12 protein-coding genes are annotated in these 15,186 nt (G+C 62.8%); 7 read left to right on the top strand and 5 right to left on the bottom strand.

The window, feature by feature from the left end; translation table 11 throughout:
- Nucleotides 1-5 precede the first annotated feature (5 nt).
- Complete coding sequence (hemW, locus tag B5P46_RS04490) at nt 6-1,208, top strand: radical SAM family heme chaperone HemW (protein ID WP_129417676.1); 1,203 nt, start codon at nt 6-8, stop codon at nt 1,206-1,208.
- Nucleotides 1,209-1,275: 67 nt separating this feature from the next.
- On the opposite strand, the gene B5P46_RS04485 is transcribed toward hemW, so the two are convergent.
- From B5P46_RS04485 to mutM, 5 genes are all read right to left on the bottom strand, one after another.
- Nucleotides 1,276-2,358 (bottom strand): saccharopine dehydrogenase family protein, encoded by a 1,083-nt coding sequence (locus tag B5P46_RS04485; RefSeq protein WP_003556030.1) that lies wholly within the window; start codon nt 2,356-2,358, stop codon nt 1,276-1,278.
- A gap of 137 nt (nt 2,359-2,495) precedes the next feature.
- Complete coding sequence (dnaA, locus tag B5P46_RS04480) at nt 2,496-4,046, bottom strand: chromosomal replication initiator protein DnaA (RefSeq protein WP_129417675.1); 1,551 nt, start codon at nt 4,044-4,046, stop codon at nt 2,496-2,498.
- Between the two features lie 854 nt (nt 4,047-4,900).
- Nucleotides 4,901-5,179, bottom strand: a complete 279-nt coding sequence (gene rpsT, locus B5P46_RS04475; RefSeq protein WP_129417674.1) for a 30S ribosomal protein S20 — start codon at nt 5,177-5,179, stop codon at nt 4,901-4,903.
- Nucleotides 5,180-5,371: 192 nt separating this feature from the next.
- A complete protein-coding gene (locus tag B5P46_RS04470; RefSeq protein ID WP_017966711.1) occupies nt 5,372-6,145 on the bottom strand; it encodes an enoyl-CoA hydratase in 774 nt (257 codons plus the stop codon).
- A 38-nt stretch (nt 6,146-6,183) separates the two neighbouring features.
- Nucleotides 6,184-7,089 carry a bifunctional DNA-formamidopyrimidine glycosylase/DNA-(apurinic or apyrimidinic site) lyase gene (gene mutM / locus B5P46_RS04465; protein WP_129417673.1) on the bottom strand — a complete coding sequence of 302 codons (906 nt, stop codon included), beginning with the start codon at nt 7,087-7,089 and terminating at the stop codon, nt 6,184-6,186.
- Nucleotides 7,090-7,238: 149 nt separating this feature from the next.
- Between mutM and ubiE the strand changes: the two genes are divergently transcribed.
- The 6 genes from ubiE (at nt 7,239) to B5P46_RS04435 (ending at nt 15,186) form a co-directional block, all read left to right on the top strand.
- Entirely contained in the window at nt 7,239-8,015 is a 777-nt protein-coding gene (gene ubiE, locus B5P46_RS04460) for a bifunctional demethylmenaquinone methyltransferase/2-methoxy-6-polyprenyl-1,4-benzoquinol methylase UbiE (protein ID WP_129417672.1), read from the top strand.
- A gap of 62 nt (nt 8,016-8,077) precedes the next feature.
- Entirely contained in the window at nt 8,078-9,652 is a 1,575-nt protein-coding gene (gene ubiB / locus B5P46_RS04455) for a 2-polyprenylphenol 6-hydroxylase (RefSeq protein WP_129417671.1), read from the top strand.
- An 89-nt stretch (nt 9,653-9,741) separates the two neighbouring features.
- Nucleotides 9,742-11,328 carry an aromatic amino acid lyase gene (locus B5P46_RS04450; RefSeq protein ID WP_129417670.1) on the top strand — a complete coding sequence of 529 codons (1,587 nt, stop codon included), beginning with the start codon at nt 9,742-9,744 and terminating at the stop codon, nt 11,326-11,328.
- Between the two features lie 123 nt (nt 11,329-11,451).
- Entirely contained in the window at nt 11,452-12,831 is a 1,380-nt protein-coding gene (locus B5P46_RS04445; protein WP_129417669.1) for a dihydroorotase, read from the top strand.
- Entirely contained in the window at nt 12,828-14,108 is a 1,281-nt protein-coding gene (locus tag B5P46_RS04440; RefSeq protein WP_129417668.1) for a Zn-dependent hydrolase, read from the top strand. The genes B5P46_RS04445 and B5P46_RS04440 overlap by 4 nt, the downstream gene beginning before the upstream one ends.
- On the top strand, nt 14,089-15,186 hold the full coding sequence (locus tag B5P46_RS04435; protein ID WP_129417667.1) for a DUF917 domain-containing protein: 1,098 nt from the start codon (nt 14,089-14,091) through the stop codon (nt 15,184-15,186). Before B5P46_RS04440 ends, B5P46_RS04435 begins: the two co-directional genes overlap by 20 nt.

Raw genomic sequence — 15,186 nt, 5'->3', positions numbered from 1 at the left:
GGTCCGTGGGCAATTTCGACACGCCAAGCATCTCGCGCGACGCGGCTCTGCTGCCAGATACCGGCGAGCCGGGCTTCGGCGTCTATGTGCATTGGCCCTTCTGCGCGGCGAAGTGTCCCTATTGCGACTTCAACAGCCATGTGCGCCACCAGCCGGTGGATCAGGAGCGCTTTACGGCCGCCTTCCTGAAGGAGATGGCGGCGGTCCGGGCGATGAGCGGGCCGAAGACGGTGACGAGCATATTCCTCGGCGGCGGCACGCCCTCGCTGATGAAGCCGGAAACGGTCTCGGCCATTCTCGACGGCATTGCACGGCACTGGCATGTGCCTGCCGGCATCGAGATCACCATGGAGGCCAACCCTTCGAGCGTCGAGGCCGAACGCTTCCGCGGCTACCGGGCAGCCGGCGTCAATCGCGTCTCGCTCGGCGTGCAGGCGCTGAACGACCGGGATCTGAAATTCCTCGGCCGGCTGCATGATGTCGCCGACGCGCTGAAGGCGATAAGGCTGGCACGCGACATCTTCCCGCGCATGTCCTTCGACCTGATCTATGCCCGGCCGGAGCAGACGGTCGAGGAATGGGAAAAGGAACTGAGGCAAGCGATCTCCTATGCGGTCGACCATCTTTCGCTCTATCAGCTGACCATCGAGGAAGGCACGCCCTTCTACGGCCTGCACAAGGCCGGCAAACTGATCGTACCGGACGGCGAGCAATCGGCATTGCTCTACGAAGCGACGCAGGAGATCACCGCGCGCGAGGGCATGCCGGCCTACGAGGTTTCCAATCACGCCCGGCCGGGGGCTGAAAGCCGGCATAACCTGACCTACTGGCGTTACGGCGATTATGCCGGCATCGGCCCGGGCGCCCACGGCCGGCTGACGCGTGGCCCGGAGAAGCTCGCCACGGCGACCGAGCGCAAGCCGGAAGCCTGGCTCGACATGGTCGAGCGCGACGGGCACGGCATTCTCGACGAGGAGCGGCTCGGCTTCGAGGAGCAGTCCGACGAGCTGCTGCTGATGGGGCTGCGGCTGAGAGAAGGCGTCGATCTCGCCCGCTGGCAGCAGCTTTCGGGCCGCGACCTCGACCCGAAACGCGAGGAATTCCTGCTCGAACACAAATTCATCGAGCGGATCGGCAATTCACGCCTGCGATGCACGCCGTCGGGCATGCTGATCCTCGATTCCGTCGTCGCCGATCTCGCCTGCTGACACCCATACGATGCGTGGATTTGCGGCGCGGCGGCATTGACATCACCGCCGCGCAGGAAGGCATGTCTCAGCCGTGGCTGGTGGCACCCGCCTTGAAGAGGCTGCCGGTCGGCGTTTTCAGGAACATCTCCAACGGAATATGCTCCTGGTGCAGGAAGCCGGTCGCCGGCAGCAGACCGTCGCGGACCATCTCGATGACGGCGACGACGGAGGCTGACGTCGTCCAGGCGATCGCCGTGCGGCGCGCCCCGGCAATCTCGATCGGGTAATAGGCGCGCACGAACTCCTTGCGGCGCAGGCTGCCATTCTCGGTGCCTTCGGCGGCGACATGGACATAGACGACATCGTCTTCAACCGGCGGCTTGGCATTGGTCAGGATCTCGCCGGCGAGCTTGCGCTTGTCGCGCATCAACAGCTCGTGGAAGAAAAAGTTCATCAGCTCCATATGGCCGGGATAACGCATGGTCTTGTAGTCGAGATTGTCGATCTTGCCGAGCATCGTGTCGCACATGGTGCCAAGGCCGCCCGACGTCGTGAAGGCTTCGAGCTTGACGCCGCCGACATAGACGGTCTCGTGCCATTCCATCGGCGAGACGAGCTTGCGCACACCGCCCTCGATGACCTCGCAGTCGTTCAGATATTCGTTGACGACGCCCTCAGGCGACCAGTTGAAGGCATAGCCAAGCAACCCGGTCGGATGCTGCGGCAGGGCGCCGACGCGCATGCGGATCGACCGGCAGCGATCGAAGCCGTCGGCCAGGCTTGCGCCGACGATGCCGACGAAACCCGGCGCCAGGCCGCATTGGGGCGCCATCAGGCCGCGGGCGGTCTTCGACAGTTCGATGATGAAATTGGTGGTCGGAACGTCTTCGGTCAGATCGAAATAATGAATGCCGGCAAGGTGGGCGGCGCGCGCCAGCTCGATGTTCAAGTGATAAGGCAGGCAGGACAGCACCGCCTCGACATTCGAGAGCAGTTCTCCGATCACTTGCGGGTCGGAGATATCGCCGGTGCGGCACTTGAAGGGGACGTCGCTCAGCGGCAATTGCGCATCGACGCCGATGACCTCGAAGCCGCCTTCATGCAACAGCGTAGCCGCCAGCCGTCCGACCTTGCCCAGGCCGAGAACGGCGATCTTTTCAAAACTCATTCATTCCTCCCACGCGCCGTTTTGGCGCTTCAGTCTTTGACATGCACGTAATGCGCGGGAGGTATAGAATAAAAAACTTATAAAGGAAAACGGCCGGAATCGCTTCCGGCCGTGGATTTTTCGGAAAAACTAGTCGATTATTCGTTGATCAGTCGCTTCAGAAGCTCGACTTCGTGCGAAAGCTTGGTGTCTCCCGAAATCAGCTCCTCGATCTTGCGCACGGCGTGCAGCACGGTCGTGTGATCGCGCCCGCCGAAACGGCGGCCGATCTCCGGGAAGGAGCGCGGCGTCAGCGTCTTCGACAGATACATGGCGATCTGGCGCGGCTTGACGATGACGCGGGTGCGGCGGTTCGACACCAGTTCCTGGCGCGAGACGTTGTAATGCCTTGCGACGATGCGCTGGATATCCTCGATGCGCACACGGCGAGGCTCGCCGGAGCCGACCAGATGGGCGAGCAGTTCGTCGACGCGTTCGATCGACAGGTTCGGCTCGAAGGAGCGGCGGAAGACCAGCTGGTTGAAGGCGCCCTCGAGTTCGCGGCCGCTGGCCGTGACGTTGCGAGCAACGTGCTGGAGCAGTTCGGCCGGAATTTCGAGCGACGGATCTTCGAGCCGGGCGACGGCCAGGCGACGCTTGAGGATTTCGAGACGCATCTCGTAATCCGGCGCGTCGAGTTCGATCGCCACACCGCCCTGCAGGCGCGAGCGAACGCGGGGATCGAGCGACTCCAGCTCCCAAGGCGCACGGTCGGCGGCAACGACGACCTGCTTGGCGCTGTCGAGCAGCATGTTCAGGAGATGGCAGAATTCATGCTGGATCATCTTGCCCTGCAGGAACTGCATGTCGTCGATGATCAAGAGATCGATGTTGCGCAGCGAATCCTTCAGCGTCAGCGCATCATTGTCGCGGATCGCGGTGGCGAAGCGCCACATGAAATATTCGGCCGTCAGATAGACGACGCGCAGCGCCCGCGGGTTCTGCACCGCCGCATTGGCGACCGCCTGCAGCAGGTGGGTCTTGCCGAGACCGACGGTCGAATGGATAAAGAGCGGGTTGAAGCGCACGGCGCCCTGACCGGCTTCCGCGATCGTCTTTGCAGCCGCAAGTGCTACCCGGTTCGAGCTGCCTTCGACGAAGGTGTCGAAGGTAAAGCGGCTATCGAGCGGCGAACCGAAGAGCGGCGAGCCAAAGCTTGCAGGCCTTGCGGCGGCAACAGCCGAAACCGCCTGCTGGACGGCCTGACCGGCCGGCTGCGCGCTTGTCGGGCGGCGCATCTGCGTGGGGGCGGCTGGTTCCGGCGCGACCGCCTCATCGAGCGCCTTCGTGCCGTGGCGCGTTGCCGTGCGCACCAGGACTTCGATTTTCAGAATTTCCGGATCCTCGGCCTGGAACAGACCGGTGATGAGATCGAGATAACGATTGTTGATCCACGACTTCAGGAAGGTCGTGGGGACCGAAAGGCGAACGACGCTCTTCGATATCGAATGCAGCTTCAGCCTGGCGAACCAGCTGGCGTAGACATCCTGACCGACCTGAGCCTTCAAGCGCGCACTGACGCGCTCAAACAATACGTTCTGCTTCATATCCGCCTTTACTTCCGCCGCTTCCAGGCGAATTGAGCCGAACGCCTGCGGTGCCGCATCCCCATTGTTGAGCCCGCCCGTCGTCATCGTAGTCATCTGCATAATGCCGCCTTTCAATTCCACCGGGCGGCATCCGCTAAAACGGCCGCCCGATCATTCCCCGCTTTGGCGGGCTGGCGGATCCTCATGAGCCGCTCACCTGCCGGTTCACTCAAACAATGGCCCCTAAAGACCGGCACAGAAGTCCGTTGCAGGTGCCGCGTTCATGCGGCAACCTTCATCGGCTTTCCGTGCCAGGCTGGCGGTCGAACCTCGTTTTCGGCCGACCAGCCCGAACGCAATATTACTTTACCTTCTCCGGTGGCCTCGCCTTAAACGTGTGGCCGCTGAAGGCACAAAACATCCGCGCTCCGTAACAGCCACGTTACGGCTCAAATCCGTCGAGTGCTTGAAAAAACGGAAGCGCAATGCTCCGTAACAAACGGCACAAACTTATCGCCCTGCCGACGTGGCAGTTAAAACCGAGCTTCTGCAGGTGATGTCCGCGCCCTTTGTTGAAAGCCATTTAGGCAGGATCAAAAGGCAATATCAACGATGAATTTTACGCAAAATTAACAAGCGGCCATTGACTCCGCCTGCCCTTTTCGGGCGTCACACCAGCGTCAAAAAAGAATCGCAGTTGAATCAAAGAGATTCCCCGTTCGGGCTATTTTGACACGCATTGAAAGAAAAAAAAATAAAATCCTCTTGACTCGCCTGTGGTCCCGGAAGCTTGGGGCAGAGTCGCGCAGTGCAAAAGCATCCTTGCGCAAGTCATTGTTTTTACACAATTTTTCCTGTCATGGCGCTGACACGAAACAGTCGTGAGATTAACCATGCAGGGGCTGATCGGTTGAATCGAAAAAGCCCGGTAAAATTACCGGGCTAATCATAAAGAAGAAGTCGTTAACGGAAGATTACGCGGTCGTGGTGACCGAAAGAGCCTTCACACGAGCGGCCAGACGCGAGACCTTGCGCGATGCCGTGTTGGCATGCAGCACACCCTTGCTGGCGGCGCGGGCAAGCTCGGGCTGAGCAGCCAGGAAAGCTTCCTTCGCCTTGGTGGCGTCACCGGATGCGATGGCCTCTTCGACCTGGCGAACGAAAGTACGAACGCGCGAGCGACGAGCCTTATTGACGTCGGTACGGCGGGCGATCTTGCGGGTCGCTTTTTTCGCCGAAGTTGTATTGGCCATGGATGCCTCTCTCAAGAATTCGAACAAACTCCGCCATTACCGCGGGCCCTGCGGCCACAAAATCCAGCAATGCGGGAGCAATCGCGGAAAACCAAACCGGCTTTCCGAACCGTGGGCGGGCATATAACTCTAAAGCCGGCCCACGTCAACGCGGATTTTCAAGCTTTACCACCGGTAAGCGCCTAAAAGCATTCAACGGTGCGTAAAAGCCGGTTTGCGCTTCTCGACGAAGGCCGCCATGCCTTCTTTCTGGTCGTCGGTGGCAAAGAGACTGTGAAACAGGCGGCGCTCGAAACGCAAGCCCTCCTCCAGCGTCGTCTCGAATGCGCGGTTGACCGCCTCCTTGGCCATCATCACCGAGGGGCGCGAAAGCGAAGCGATCTTTTCGGCCGCGGCAAAAGCCTCGTCGAGCAGACGCTCGGGCGCCACCACACGCGAAACGAGTCCCGATCGTTCCGCCTCGGCCGCATCCATCATGCGGCCGGTCAGGATGAGATCCATTGCCTTCGCCTTGCCGACGGCGCGCGTCAGCCGCTGCGAGCCGCCCATGCCGGGAATGACGCCGAGGGTGATTTCCGGCTGGCCGAACTTCGCCGTCTCCGAGGCGATGATGAAATCGCACATCATGGCGAGCTCGCAGCCGCCGCCGAGCGCAAAGCCGCTGACGGCGGCGATCACCGGCTTGCGCGCCTTGGCGACCTCATCCCAGCCGCTGATGAAATCACTCTTATAGATATCGGCGAACTCAAGCGGCTGCATCTCCTTGATATCGGCGCCGGCAGCAAAGGCGCGCTCGGAACCGGTCAGCACGATCGCCCCGACCGTCTCGTCGGCGTGGAAGGCGGCATAGGCCTCTTTCAGCTCCTTCAGGACGGTGGAGTTCAGCGCGTTCAGCGCCTGCGGCCGGTTCAGCGTGACGAGGCCGACATTGCCTCGGGTTTCGACGATCAGAGTCTCATAGGCCATGCTGTTCTCCCGGTTTCTCACTCTTACTTCTGGCAGGCTTACTTCTGGCACGTGGCACAATAGAAGGTGGAGCGACCCGCCTGGACGATGCGGGCGACCGTACCGCCGCAGCCGGGTGTGCGGCAAGCCTGACTTTCGCGATCATAGACGGAGAAGGAATGCTGGAAATAGCCGAGCGATCCGTCGGTCTGGATATGGTCGCGCAGCGACGATCCGCCGGCGGCGATCGCATCGGCGATGACGTCGCGGATCGAGGCGACGAGCAGGTCGAGCTGCGCCTTCGGCCGGCCAGTCGCCGTCACCAGCGTGCCGGCGGCGCGGATGGGTGAAAGATGCGCGCGCCACAGCGCCTCGCATACATATATATTGCCGAGACCGGCAATATTCTTCTGGTCAAGCAGCGCGCTCTTCAGCGGCTGCGCCTTGTCCCGAAAGCGTTCGGCCAGATAGGCGGCGCTGAGCTCGTTTCCCGTCGGCTCCGGGCCGAGATCGCGGAAGAAGGGATGGGCGGCGAGATCGGCGCGTCCCACCATATCCATGAAGCCGAAACGGCGCGGATCGTTATAGACGACGCGGCGGGGGCCGCTGGCCGCTTGCAGATGGAAGACGACGTGATCGTGCTTCTCGTCCTTCGAGCGGGCATGGTGGAATTCGCCCGGCATGCCGGAGGCAGCCCCCTCCTCGATGCGGCCCTCCTCAATGCGAAAAGAACCGGACATGCCGAGATGCGAAATCAGCGTGTTGCCGTCGTCGAGATCGACCAGCAGATATTTGGCGCGGCGGCCAAGGCTGACGATGGTGCGGCCGGAAACCCTGTCGGCGAAAGCGTCGGGAAAGGGGAAGCGCAGATCGCCGCGGCGCAGCTCCAGCCTGGTGACGCGCGTGCCCTCCATCGCCGGCGTCAGGCCGCGTTTCACCGTTTCGACTTCTGGCAATTCCGGCATCTTAACCCATCTATCTCTAACGTGTTTCAACCGACGACGATGTGCGCTATAGCGCCAGTGTGCCGCGGAAAACGCGGCCCATAGATAACGTCGCGCGCGGTCTTTCGCTATGGCCGTCGCGCCCGAATCTTCAGGAACGGAGCAGTCTGATGTCAGAAAGCCGCACTTCCGCCGATGGCGGTATGGAGACCTCCTACGGCTTCCGCGAGGTGCCTGATGGCCAGAAGCAGGGCCTGGTCAACCAGGTGTTCCACAAGGTCGCCAAGCGCTACGACATCATGAACGACGTCATGTCGATGGGCATGCACCGCGCCTGGAAGGATGCGATGATCTCGGCGCTGAACCCGCGCAAGGAGCCTGGCTACAAGGTACTCGACGTTGCCGGCGGCACGGGCGACATCGCCTTCCGCATCGTCGAAGCTTCGGGCAGACAGGCGCATGCCACCGTGCTCGACATCAACGGTTCGATGCTCGACGTCGGCGCCGAGCGGGCGGAAAAGAAGAAGCTTTCCGGCAATCTCACCTTCGTCGAGGCGAATGCCGAGGAACTGCCTTTCGAGACAGGCAGCTTCGACGCCTATACGATCGCCTTCGGCATCCGCAACGTGCCGAGGATCGATGCGGCGCTGTCTGAGGCCTATCGCGTCTTGAAGCGCGGCGGGCGGCTGCTGGTGCTGGAATTTTCCGAAGTCGATATGCCGCTTCTCGACAAGATCTACGACGCCTGGTCGTTCAACGCCATTCCGCAGTTCGGCAAGGCGATCACCGGCGATGCCGAACCCTACCAATATCTGGTGGAATCGATCCGCAAGTTCCCGAACCAGGAGAATTTCGCGGCAATGATCCGCCAGGCCGGCTTTTCGCGCGTCACCTTCACCAATTATACCGGCGGCATCGCCGCACTCCATTCCGGCTGGAAGCTCTGACGCATGACGCCGAAAAGTGTAGAGCGGTTTTCGAATAGCGTCGCGCGAGAATCAAACAGAACATGAGTACTTTCGGCGCATATTTCCGCCTTTGGCGCGTCGGCTGGGTGCTCGTGCGTGAGGGTGTCGTGTCGGCCCTTCCTTCCGAAGGGCTGCCGCCTCCGGTCGTGCTCGCCAAATCCTTCGTCACGATTTTCGAGCGAAGCAAGGCGCGGCATCAAAAGCGCAGCGACCGGTTGGCCCAGGCTGTCGAGCGGCTCGGTCCCTCCTATGTGAAGATCGGGCAGTTCCTGGCGACGCGGCCGGATGTCGTCGGCGTCGAATTCGCCAATGACCTGTCGCAGCTTCAGGACCGGATGGCCTTCTTTCCCTCGGCGGCCGCCAAGGCGAATATCGAAGGCTCGCTCGGGCGGCCGATCGGCGAGCTCTATGCAAGCTTCGGCGATCCGATCGCCGCCGCCTCGATCGCGCAGGTGCATCCGGCCGAGGTCGAGAGCGCCGAAGGCCGGAAAAAGGTCGCCGTCAAGATCGTGCGGCCCGGCGTGCGCCAGCGCTTTGCCCATGACATCGAGGCGATGTATCTCGTTGCCCATATGCAGGAGCGTTTCCTACCATCCAGCCGGCGGCTGCGGCCGGTCGAGGTGACGAAGACACTGGAGCAGACGACGAAGGTGGAGATGGATCTTCGCCTGGAGGCGGCCGCCCTTTCCGAGATCGCCGAAAATACCGAAAAGGACCCGGGTTTCCGCGTGCCGAAGGTCGACTGGGAACGCACCGGGCGCGACGTCATCACCATGGAGTGGATCGACGGCACGAGGATGTCCGATGTCGACGGCCTGCGGGCGGCGGGCCACGATCTCAACCTGCTTGCCGATACGCTGATCCAGTCGTTCTTGCGCCATACGCTGCGCGACGGCTTTTTCCATGCCGACATGCATCCGGGCAATCTCTTCGTCGATGCAGGCGGCATGATCGTCGCCGTCGACATGGGCATCGTCGGGCGGCTGGGCAAAAAGGAGCGGCGGTTCCTCGCCGAAATCCTCTATGGCTTCATCACCCGCGACTATATCCGGGTTGCCGAGGTGCATTTCGAGGCCGGCTATGTGCCCGGCCACCACAATGTCGAGAGCTTCGCCCAGGCGATCCGGGCGATCGGCGAGCCGATCCATGGACAGCCGGCCGAGACGATCTCGATGGGCAAGCTGCTGACGCTGCTGTTCGAGGTGACCGAACTTTTCGACATGGCGACGCGGCCGGAGCTGGTGATGCTGCAGAAGACCATGGTCGTGGTCGAGGGCGTGTCGCGCATGCTCAATCCGCGCTTCAACATGTGGAAAGCCTCCGAGCCTGTCGTCGGCGACTGGATCCGCACCAATCTCGGGCCGAAGCGGATCGCCACCGATATCAAGGACGGGCTGAAGGCGGCAGTGAAGCTCGCCGAAGCCGTGCCCGAAATCGCGGCGAAGACCGAAAAGTTCCATCACCAGCTGCTGCATATGAGCGAGCACGGCTTACGTTTCGACGCTGAGACGGCGGAGGCGATCGGCAAGGCCGAAGCGCGGCACAACCGCTCGGCCAAGATTGCTTTGTGGGTCATCGCATTGACGCTTCTCTATATTGCCTGGATGCTGAGCTGACCGCCTGCCAAAAACATGCTGTGTTCGGCATTTGGGATATCCCATGTGACGGATGGCTCGCTTAGTCTCACTTTTAAGGAGATAGGCACATGAAGCACGAACGCCTTGGCATCGAACTTTCCGGACGACCGCTCGGTTTTGCCGAGATGGTAACGATTGGTGCGGGCAAGGCTGCGATTTCCGCTTCGGCGACAGGCATGGCCCGCATCGCGATCGCCCGCGAGATCGTCGAGGATGCCATTGCCTCCGGCATGCCGGTCTACGGCTCGACGACAGGCGTCGGCGCCATGAAGGATGTGGAGTGGTCGGCCGACGAACTCGACACCTTCAATCTCGGCCTGGTGCGCGCCCATCATTTCGGCACCGGCACCCCCTTTTCCTGCAATATCGTGCGCAATGCCATGGCGATCCGTATCAATACGGCGCTGACCGGCCAGGTCGGCTGCACGCCGGAGCTGATCCAAGCCTATATCAGGATGCTCGAAGCCGATCTCATCCCGGTGGTGCGCCGCACCGGCTCGATCGGCTGTGCGGATATCGGCCTGATGGGACAGATCGGCGCAGTGCTGACCGGCGTCGGCGAAGCAATCTATCGCGGAAACCGGATGCAGGCGGCCGAGGCTTTCCAGGCGGCCGGGCTGGAACCGATGCGTATGGCGCCGCGCGACAGCCTCGCCTCGCTCAGCATCAATGCGGTGAGCTTTGCCTCGGCAGCGGAAACGACGCGCAACGCCGCTGCCTCGATCCGCGTCCTGCTGGCGACGGCGATGATGGCGGCCGGCGCGCTTGGCGCTTCCCGCGATCCCTGGAAGGCGGTCCGGCATGTCGGAACGGCGCGCGAAGCGCTGATCGGCGCCTGGCTCTGCAATGCCTCCGACGAATGGAACTGGCCGGTGGCCACGCATGTGCAGGATCCGCTCAGCCTGCGCATGATCGCGCAGGTGTTCGGCGCAGTGATCGAAAACCTCTTATCGACCGGCCACAAGATCCTTGCCGCCACCGGGCGCTCGGACGACAATCCCGTCGTGGTCGAAGGCCGGGTGATGACGTCAGGCGGCTCGCTGCCGCTCGATGTGACGATCCTGCTTGAATCGGCCGCGCTCTGCATGGCGCATGCGGCGCGCAACGCCTTCAACCGCTGCGTCATTCTCGGCAATGGCCAGCGGCGCGACCTGCCGGTCAATCTCGTGCCGCCGGGGCGGATTGCCACCGGGTTCGGGCCGATCATCAAACTTGCCGGCGAGATCTTCTCGCGCGTGCTGTCGATGTCCAATCCTGTGTCGGCCCAGTCGCTGGTCGTCGCAGCCGGGCTGGAGGATGAGGCGGCCTTCCTGCCGCTCGTCATCGAACGCTTCGACCGGCAGATGCGGGCGCTGAAGCGGCTTGCAGCACTCGAGGCGCTGCTGTCGGCCCAGGCGATCGATATTCTCGGCGATGAACCGAAGGGTGTCGCCGCCATGCTTTACGAGGTCGTGCGCAAACATGCGGATTTCTATACGGTCGACCGACCGCTTTCGGCTGAAGTGGAGGCGATCGAGGAGGAACTTGGTTCGGACGAATTCGTTACGAAGCTGACCGAGCAGGTTCCGATCGCCTCCTTCGACGATTTCTTCGCCCTCGGCTCGCTGGAGCGCATAGAGGAACGGTTAACCCATCACGAGCCGGCAGCAGTCTGATTTCCAGCTTGCTGCATAACCCCTTAAGTCGAGATGGACTTAAGGAATTATGCAGCAATTCAAGGTGTTACAGCGTCCTTTACGCGGCTAGAAAGACGCGCGGCGCTGTAGGGAGGAAGCAAAATGGACTTCGATCTCGTTCTGCAGGGCACAGTGGTGCTGCCGGACCGCATTGTCGAAGAGGGCTATGTCGCCGTGCGCGACGGCAAAATCGCCGAGGTCGGCCTCGGCGTGCCGCCTGCGGGCCGCGAACGGCATCTGCTCGGAAAAGCGCTGATCCTGCCCGGGGCGATCGACGCCCAGGTGCATTCGCTTTCCCAGAAAGACCAGGAAGATTTCATCTGGTCTACGCGTTCGGCGGCGGCCGGCGGCGTGACGACGATCGTCGACATGCCCTATGACGAAGGCAATCTCGTCTGCTCGGCAGCGGCGGTGAAGCGGAAGATCGACCATGCCGGCCCGCAGGCGCGCGTCGACTTCGCGCTTTACGGCACCATCGATCCGGAAGAAGGACCGGCGCGGATCCGCGAAATGGTGGAGGCAGGCGTTGCGGCCTTCAAGTTCTCGACCTTCGGCACCGACCCCAAGCGCTTTCCGCGCATTCCGCCGGCCCTGCTCGACGCCTGCTTTGCGGCAATCGCGCTGACGGGACTGACGGCGGGCGTGCACAATGAAGACGACGAGGCGGTGCGCACTTACATGGAACAGGTGAAGGCGAGCGGCATCACCGACTGGCGGGCGCACGGCCTGTCGCGGCCGCCGATCACCGAGCTGCTGGCGATGCATACGATCTTCGAGACCGGCGCCAATACCGGCTGCCCGGCGCATGTGGTGCACTGCTCGCTCGGGCGCGGCTACGACATCGCGCGCGCCTATCGCCGCGATGGCTTTGCGGCGACTGTGGAATGCTGCATCCACTACCTGATACTCGACGAGGAAAACGACGTGAAGCGGCTCGGCGGCAAGGCGAAGATCAATCCGCCGGTGCGGCCGCGAGCCGAGGTGGAGACGCTCTGGCGGAAGGTGGCCGAGGGCGATGTCTGGTTGGTTTCGACCGACCACGTCAGCTGGTCGGAAAACCGCAAGACCAATCCCGACATGCTTGCCAACGCCTCCGGCGTTCCCGGCCTCGAGGTGATGGTGCCGCTTTTCGTCAAAGGTGCCATCGAACGCGGCATTCCTTTGACATGGGCCGCCAGGCTGATGGCGGAGAACCCGGCGAAGCATTTCCGGCTCGACCATATCAAGGGCGCACTGACGCCTGGCAAGGACGCCGATATCACCGTGCTCGAGCCGCGCGATAGCGTCTATGATGCCGCAGCCAGCGGCAACAACGTCGTCGGCTGGAGCCCCTATAGCGGCATCCGCCTGCCCTGGACCGTCTCGGCCACCTATCTGCGCGGCGAAAAGATCGCCGAGGGCGCGAAGGTGCTGGCCGGGCCCGGCACCGGCCGCTTCGTGCGGCCGCTGCCGCGCCAGCTTATTGCGGGAGCTGAAGCATGAGCCGCAATCTTCCCGTCAATGCCGGCCGGATCGCTGGAGATATCGAGGCGCTGGCCGGGATTACCGAGCCGGGGCATCCCTGGACGCGGCGAGCCTTCTCGCCGCTCTTCCTCGAAGGGCGGGCCTATATTGAAGCGCGGATGAAGGCGGCGGGACTGGAAACGCGGATCGATGCTGCCGGCAATCTGATCGGCCGGCGCACGGGGCGGAAACCGTGGCTCGGCACGATCATGGTCGGCTCGCATTCCGACACCGTACCGGACGGCGGCCGCTTCGACGGCATCGCCGGCGTGATCTCGGCGCTGGAGGTGGCGCGCGCGCTGCGCGATCAGAATATCGAACTCGATCACGATCTCGAAATCGTCGATTTCCTTGCCGAGGAGGTGAGCATCTTCGGCGTGTCCTGCATCGGCAGCCGCGGCATGACCGGCCAGCTGCCGGAGGCCTGGCTTTCGCGCGTCAGCGACGGGCGCGACCTGGCTGAGGGCATCGCCCAGGTCGGCGGCAGACCCGATGTGCTGATGCAGCAGAACAGACCAGATATAGCGGGCTTTCTCGAACTCCATATCGAACAAGGCCCGGTGCTCGAAGCCGAAAAGGAGGATATCGGCATCGTCACTGCGATATCGGGCATCACCCGCATCGAGATCACCGTCGAAGGGCGAGCCGACCATGCCGGCACGACGCCGATGGACCGGCGGGCGGATGCACTGGTCGCGGCATCGCAGCTGGTGCTCGACATCCGCAACGCCGCTGCAGAACTTGCCAAAACGCCGGGCCATTTTGCAGCAACGGTCGGGGAATTCAGGATCGAGCCGAACGCCGCCAATGTCGTGCCGTCGAAGGTGGTGCTGCTGATCGATGGCCGCGCCGAAATCCGCGCCGACATGGAGGCATTCTGCCGCTGGCTCGACGGCCATGTCGAAAAGCTGGCAGGCGCTTACGGCGTGACGATCAAGACGCCGAACCGGGTTTCCGACAATCAGCCGACGCCTGGCGATGCCGGGCTGCTGTCGACCCTGGAGGCTGCCTGCGAACGGGTCGGCGCAAAACATCGGCGCATGGCCTCCGGCGCGGGACACGATACCGCCTGGATCGCCAAGGTGGCGCAGGCGGCGATGATCTTCGTGCCCTGCCGGGACGGCCGCAGCCATTCGGCTGACGAATGGGCTGAAAACGACGATATCGCACTCGGCGCCGCCGTGCTTTTCGAAGCTGTGCGCGAGTTGGACAAGAACTCGAAAGAGGAGAAGACCGATGGGACGCATACTGGTTGAGAAGGACGTGGAAGCTGCCGTCAAAGGCGGCTCCGTCTATGCCGCCGGCGGCGGCGGCTGGGCCGATCACGGGCGGATGCTTGGGCTTGCCGCCGTCAATGTCGGCAAGCCGGAGCTGGTCTCGATCGACGAGTTGAAGGACGAGGACTGGATCGCCACCGCAGCCGCGATCGGCGCGCCGGCCTCCACCACCCCCTGGGAAATGCAGGGCATCGATTATGTGAAGGCCGTGCAATTGCTGCAGGAGGCGCTCGGCGAAAAGCTTTCCGGGCTGATCATCGGCCAGAACGGCAAATCCTCGACGCTGAACGGCTGGCTGCCGTCGGCGATCCTCGGCACCAAGGTGGTCGACGCGGTCGGCGATATCCGCGCGCATCCCACAGGCGACATGGGCTCAATCGGCATGGCCGGTTCGCCCGAGCAGATGATCCAGACCGCCGTCGGCGGCAATCGCGCCGAGAATCGTTACATCGAGCTGGTGGTGAAGGGGGCGACGGCGAAGATCTCGCCGGTGCTGCGGGCTGCGGCCGACCAATCCGGCGGCTTCATCGCCAGCTGCCGCAATCCGCTCCGGGCCTCCTATGTCCGCGCCCATGCGGCGCTCGGCGGCATCTCGATGGCGCTTGCGCTCGGCGAGGCGATCATCGCGGCGGAGAAGCGCGGCGGATCTGCCGTCATCGACGCGATCTGCAATACGACGGGCGGCCATATCCTTGCCAAAGGCGTCATCACCCGCAAGGACGTGGTCTACACCAAGGAGGCGTTCGACATCGGCACGATCACCGTGGGCTCGGGCGAGCAATCGGTGACGCTGCATGTGATGAACGAATATATGGCGGTGGACGATGCGGATGGCAAAAGGCTTGCCACCTTCCCCGCCGTCATCACCACGCTTTCGCCGGAGGGCGAGCCGCTCAGCGTCGGCCAGCTCAAGGAGGGTATGCATGTCTTCATTCTGCATGTGCCGATGGAGATCATTCCGCTGTCGGCAAGCGTGCTCGATCCGACCGTCTATCCCGTCGTCGAAAAGGCGATGGGGATCGAGATCGCACGCTATGCACTGGCGACGAAGGCCTAA

It is taken from the genome of Rhizobium leguminosarum (assembly GCF_004123835.1).
Classification (GTDB): domain Bacteria; phylum Pseudomonadota; class Alphaproteobacteria; order Rhizobiales; family Rhizobiaceae; genus Rhizobium; species Rhizobium leguminosarum_M.
The sequence above is the reverse complement of the archived record's forward strand: the minus strand, read 5'-3'. Positions and strand labels throughout refer to the sequence as shown.

Bases quoted from the DNA above. Each gene is read 5' to 3' on its own strand.
- rpsT (WP_129417674.1), bottom strand. From the start codon at position 5,179: ATGGCCAATACAACTTCGGCGAAAAAAGCGACCCGCAAGATCGCCCGC.
- B5P46_RS04450 (WP_129417670.1), top strand. From the start codon at position 9,742: ATGAAGCACGAACGCCTTGGCATCGAACTTTCCGGACGACCGCTCGGT.
- B5P46_RS04485 (WP_003556030.1), bottom strand. From the start codon at position 2,358: ATGAGTTTTGAAAAGATCGCCGTTCTCGGCCTGGGCAAGGTCGGACGG.
- mutM (WP_129417673.1), bottom strand. From the start codon at position 7,089: ATGCCGGAATTGCCAGAAGTCGAAACGGTGAAACGCGGCCTGACGCCG.
- B5P46_RS04440 (WP_129417668.1), top strand. From the start codon at position 12,828: ATGAGCCGCAATCTTCCCGTCAATGCCGGCCGGATCGCTGGAGATATC.
- B5P46_RS04445 (WP_129417669.1), top strand. From the start codon at position 11,452: ATGGACTTCGATCTCGTTCTGCAGGGCACAGTGGTGCTGCCGGACCGC.
- ubiE (WP_129417672.1), top strand. From the start codon at position 7,239: ATGTCAGAAAGCCGCACTTCCGCCGATGGCGGTATGGAGACCTCCTAC.
- dnaA (WP_129417675.1), bottom strand. From the start codon at position 4,046: ATGCAGATGACTACGATGACGACGGGCGGGCTCAACAATGGGGATGCG.
- B5P46_RS04470 (WP_017966711.1), bottom strand. From the start codon at position 6,145: ATGGCCTATGAGACTCTGATCGTCGAAACCCGAGGCAATGTCGGCCTC.
- ubiB (WP_129417671.1), top strand. From the start codon at position 8,078: ATGAGTACTTTCGGCGCATATTTCCGCCTTTGGCGCGTCGGCTGGGTG.
- B5P46_RS04435 (WP_129417667.1), top strand. From the start codon at position 14,089: ATGGGACGCATACTGGTTGAGAAGGACGTGGAAGCTGCCGTCAAAGGC.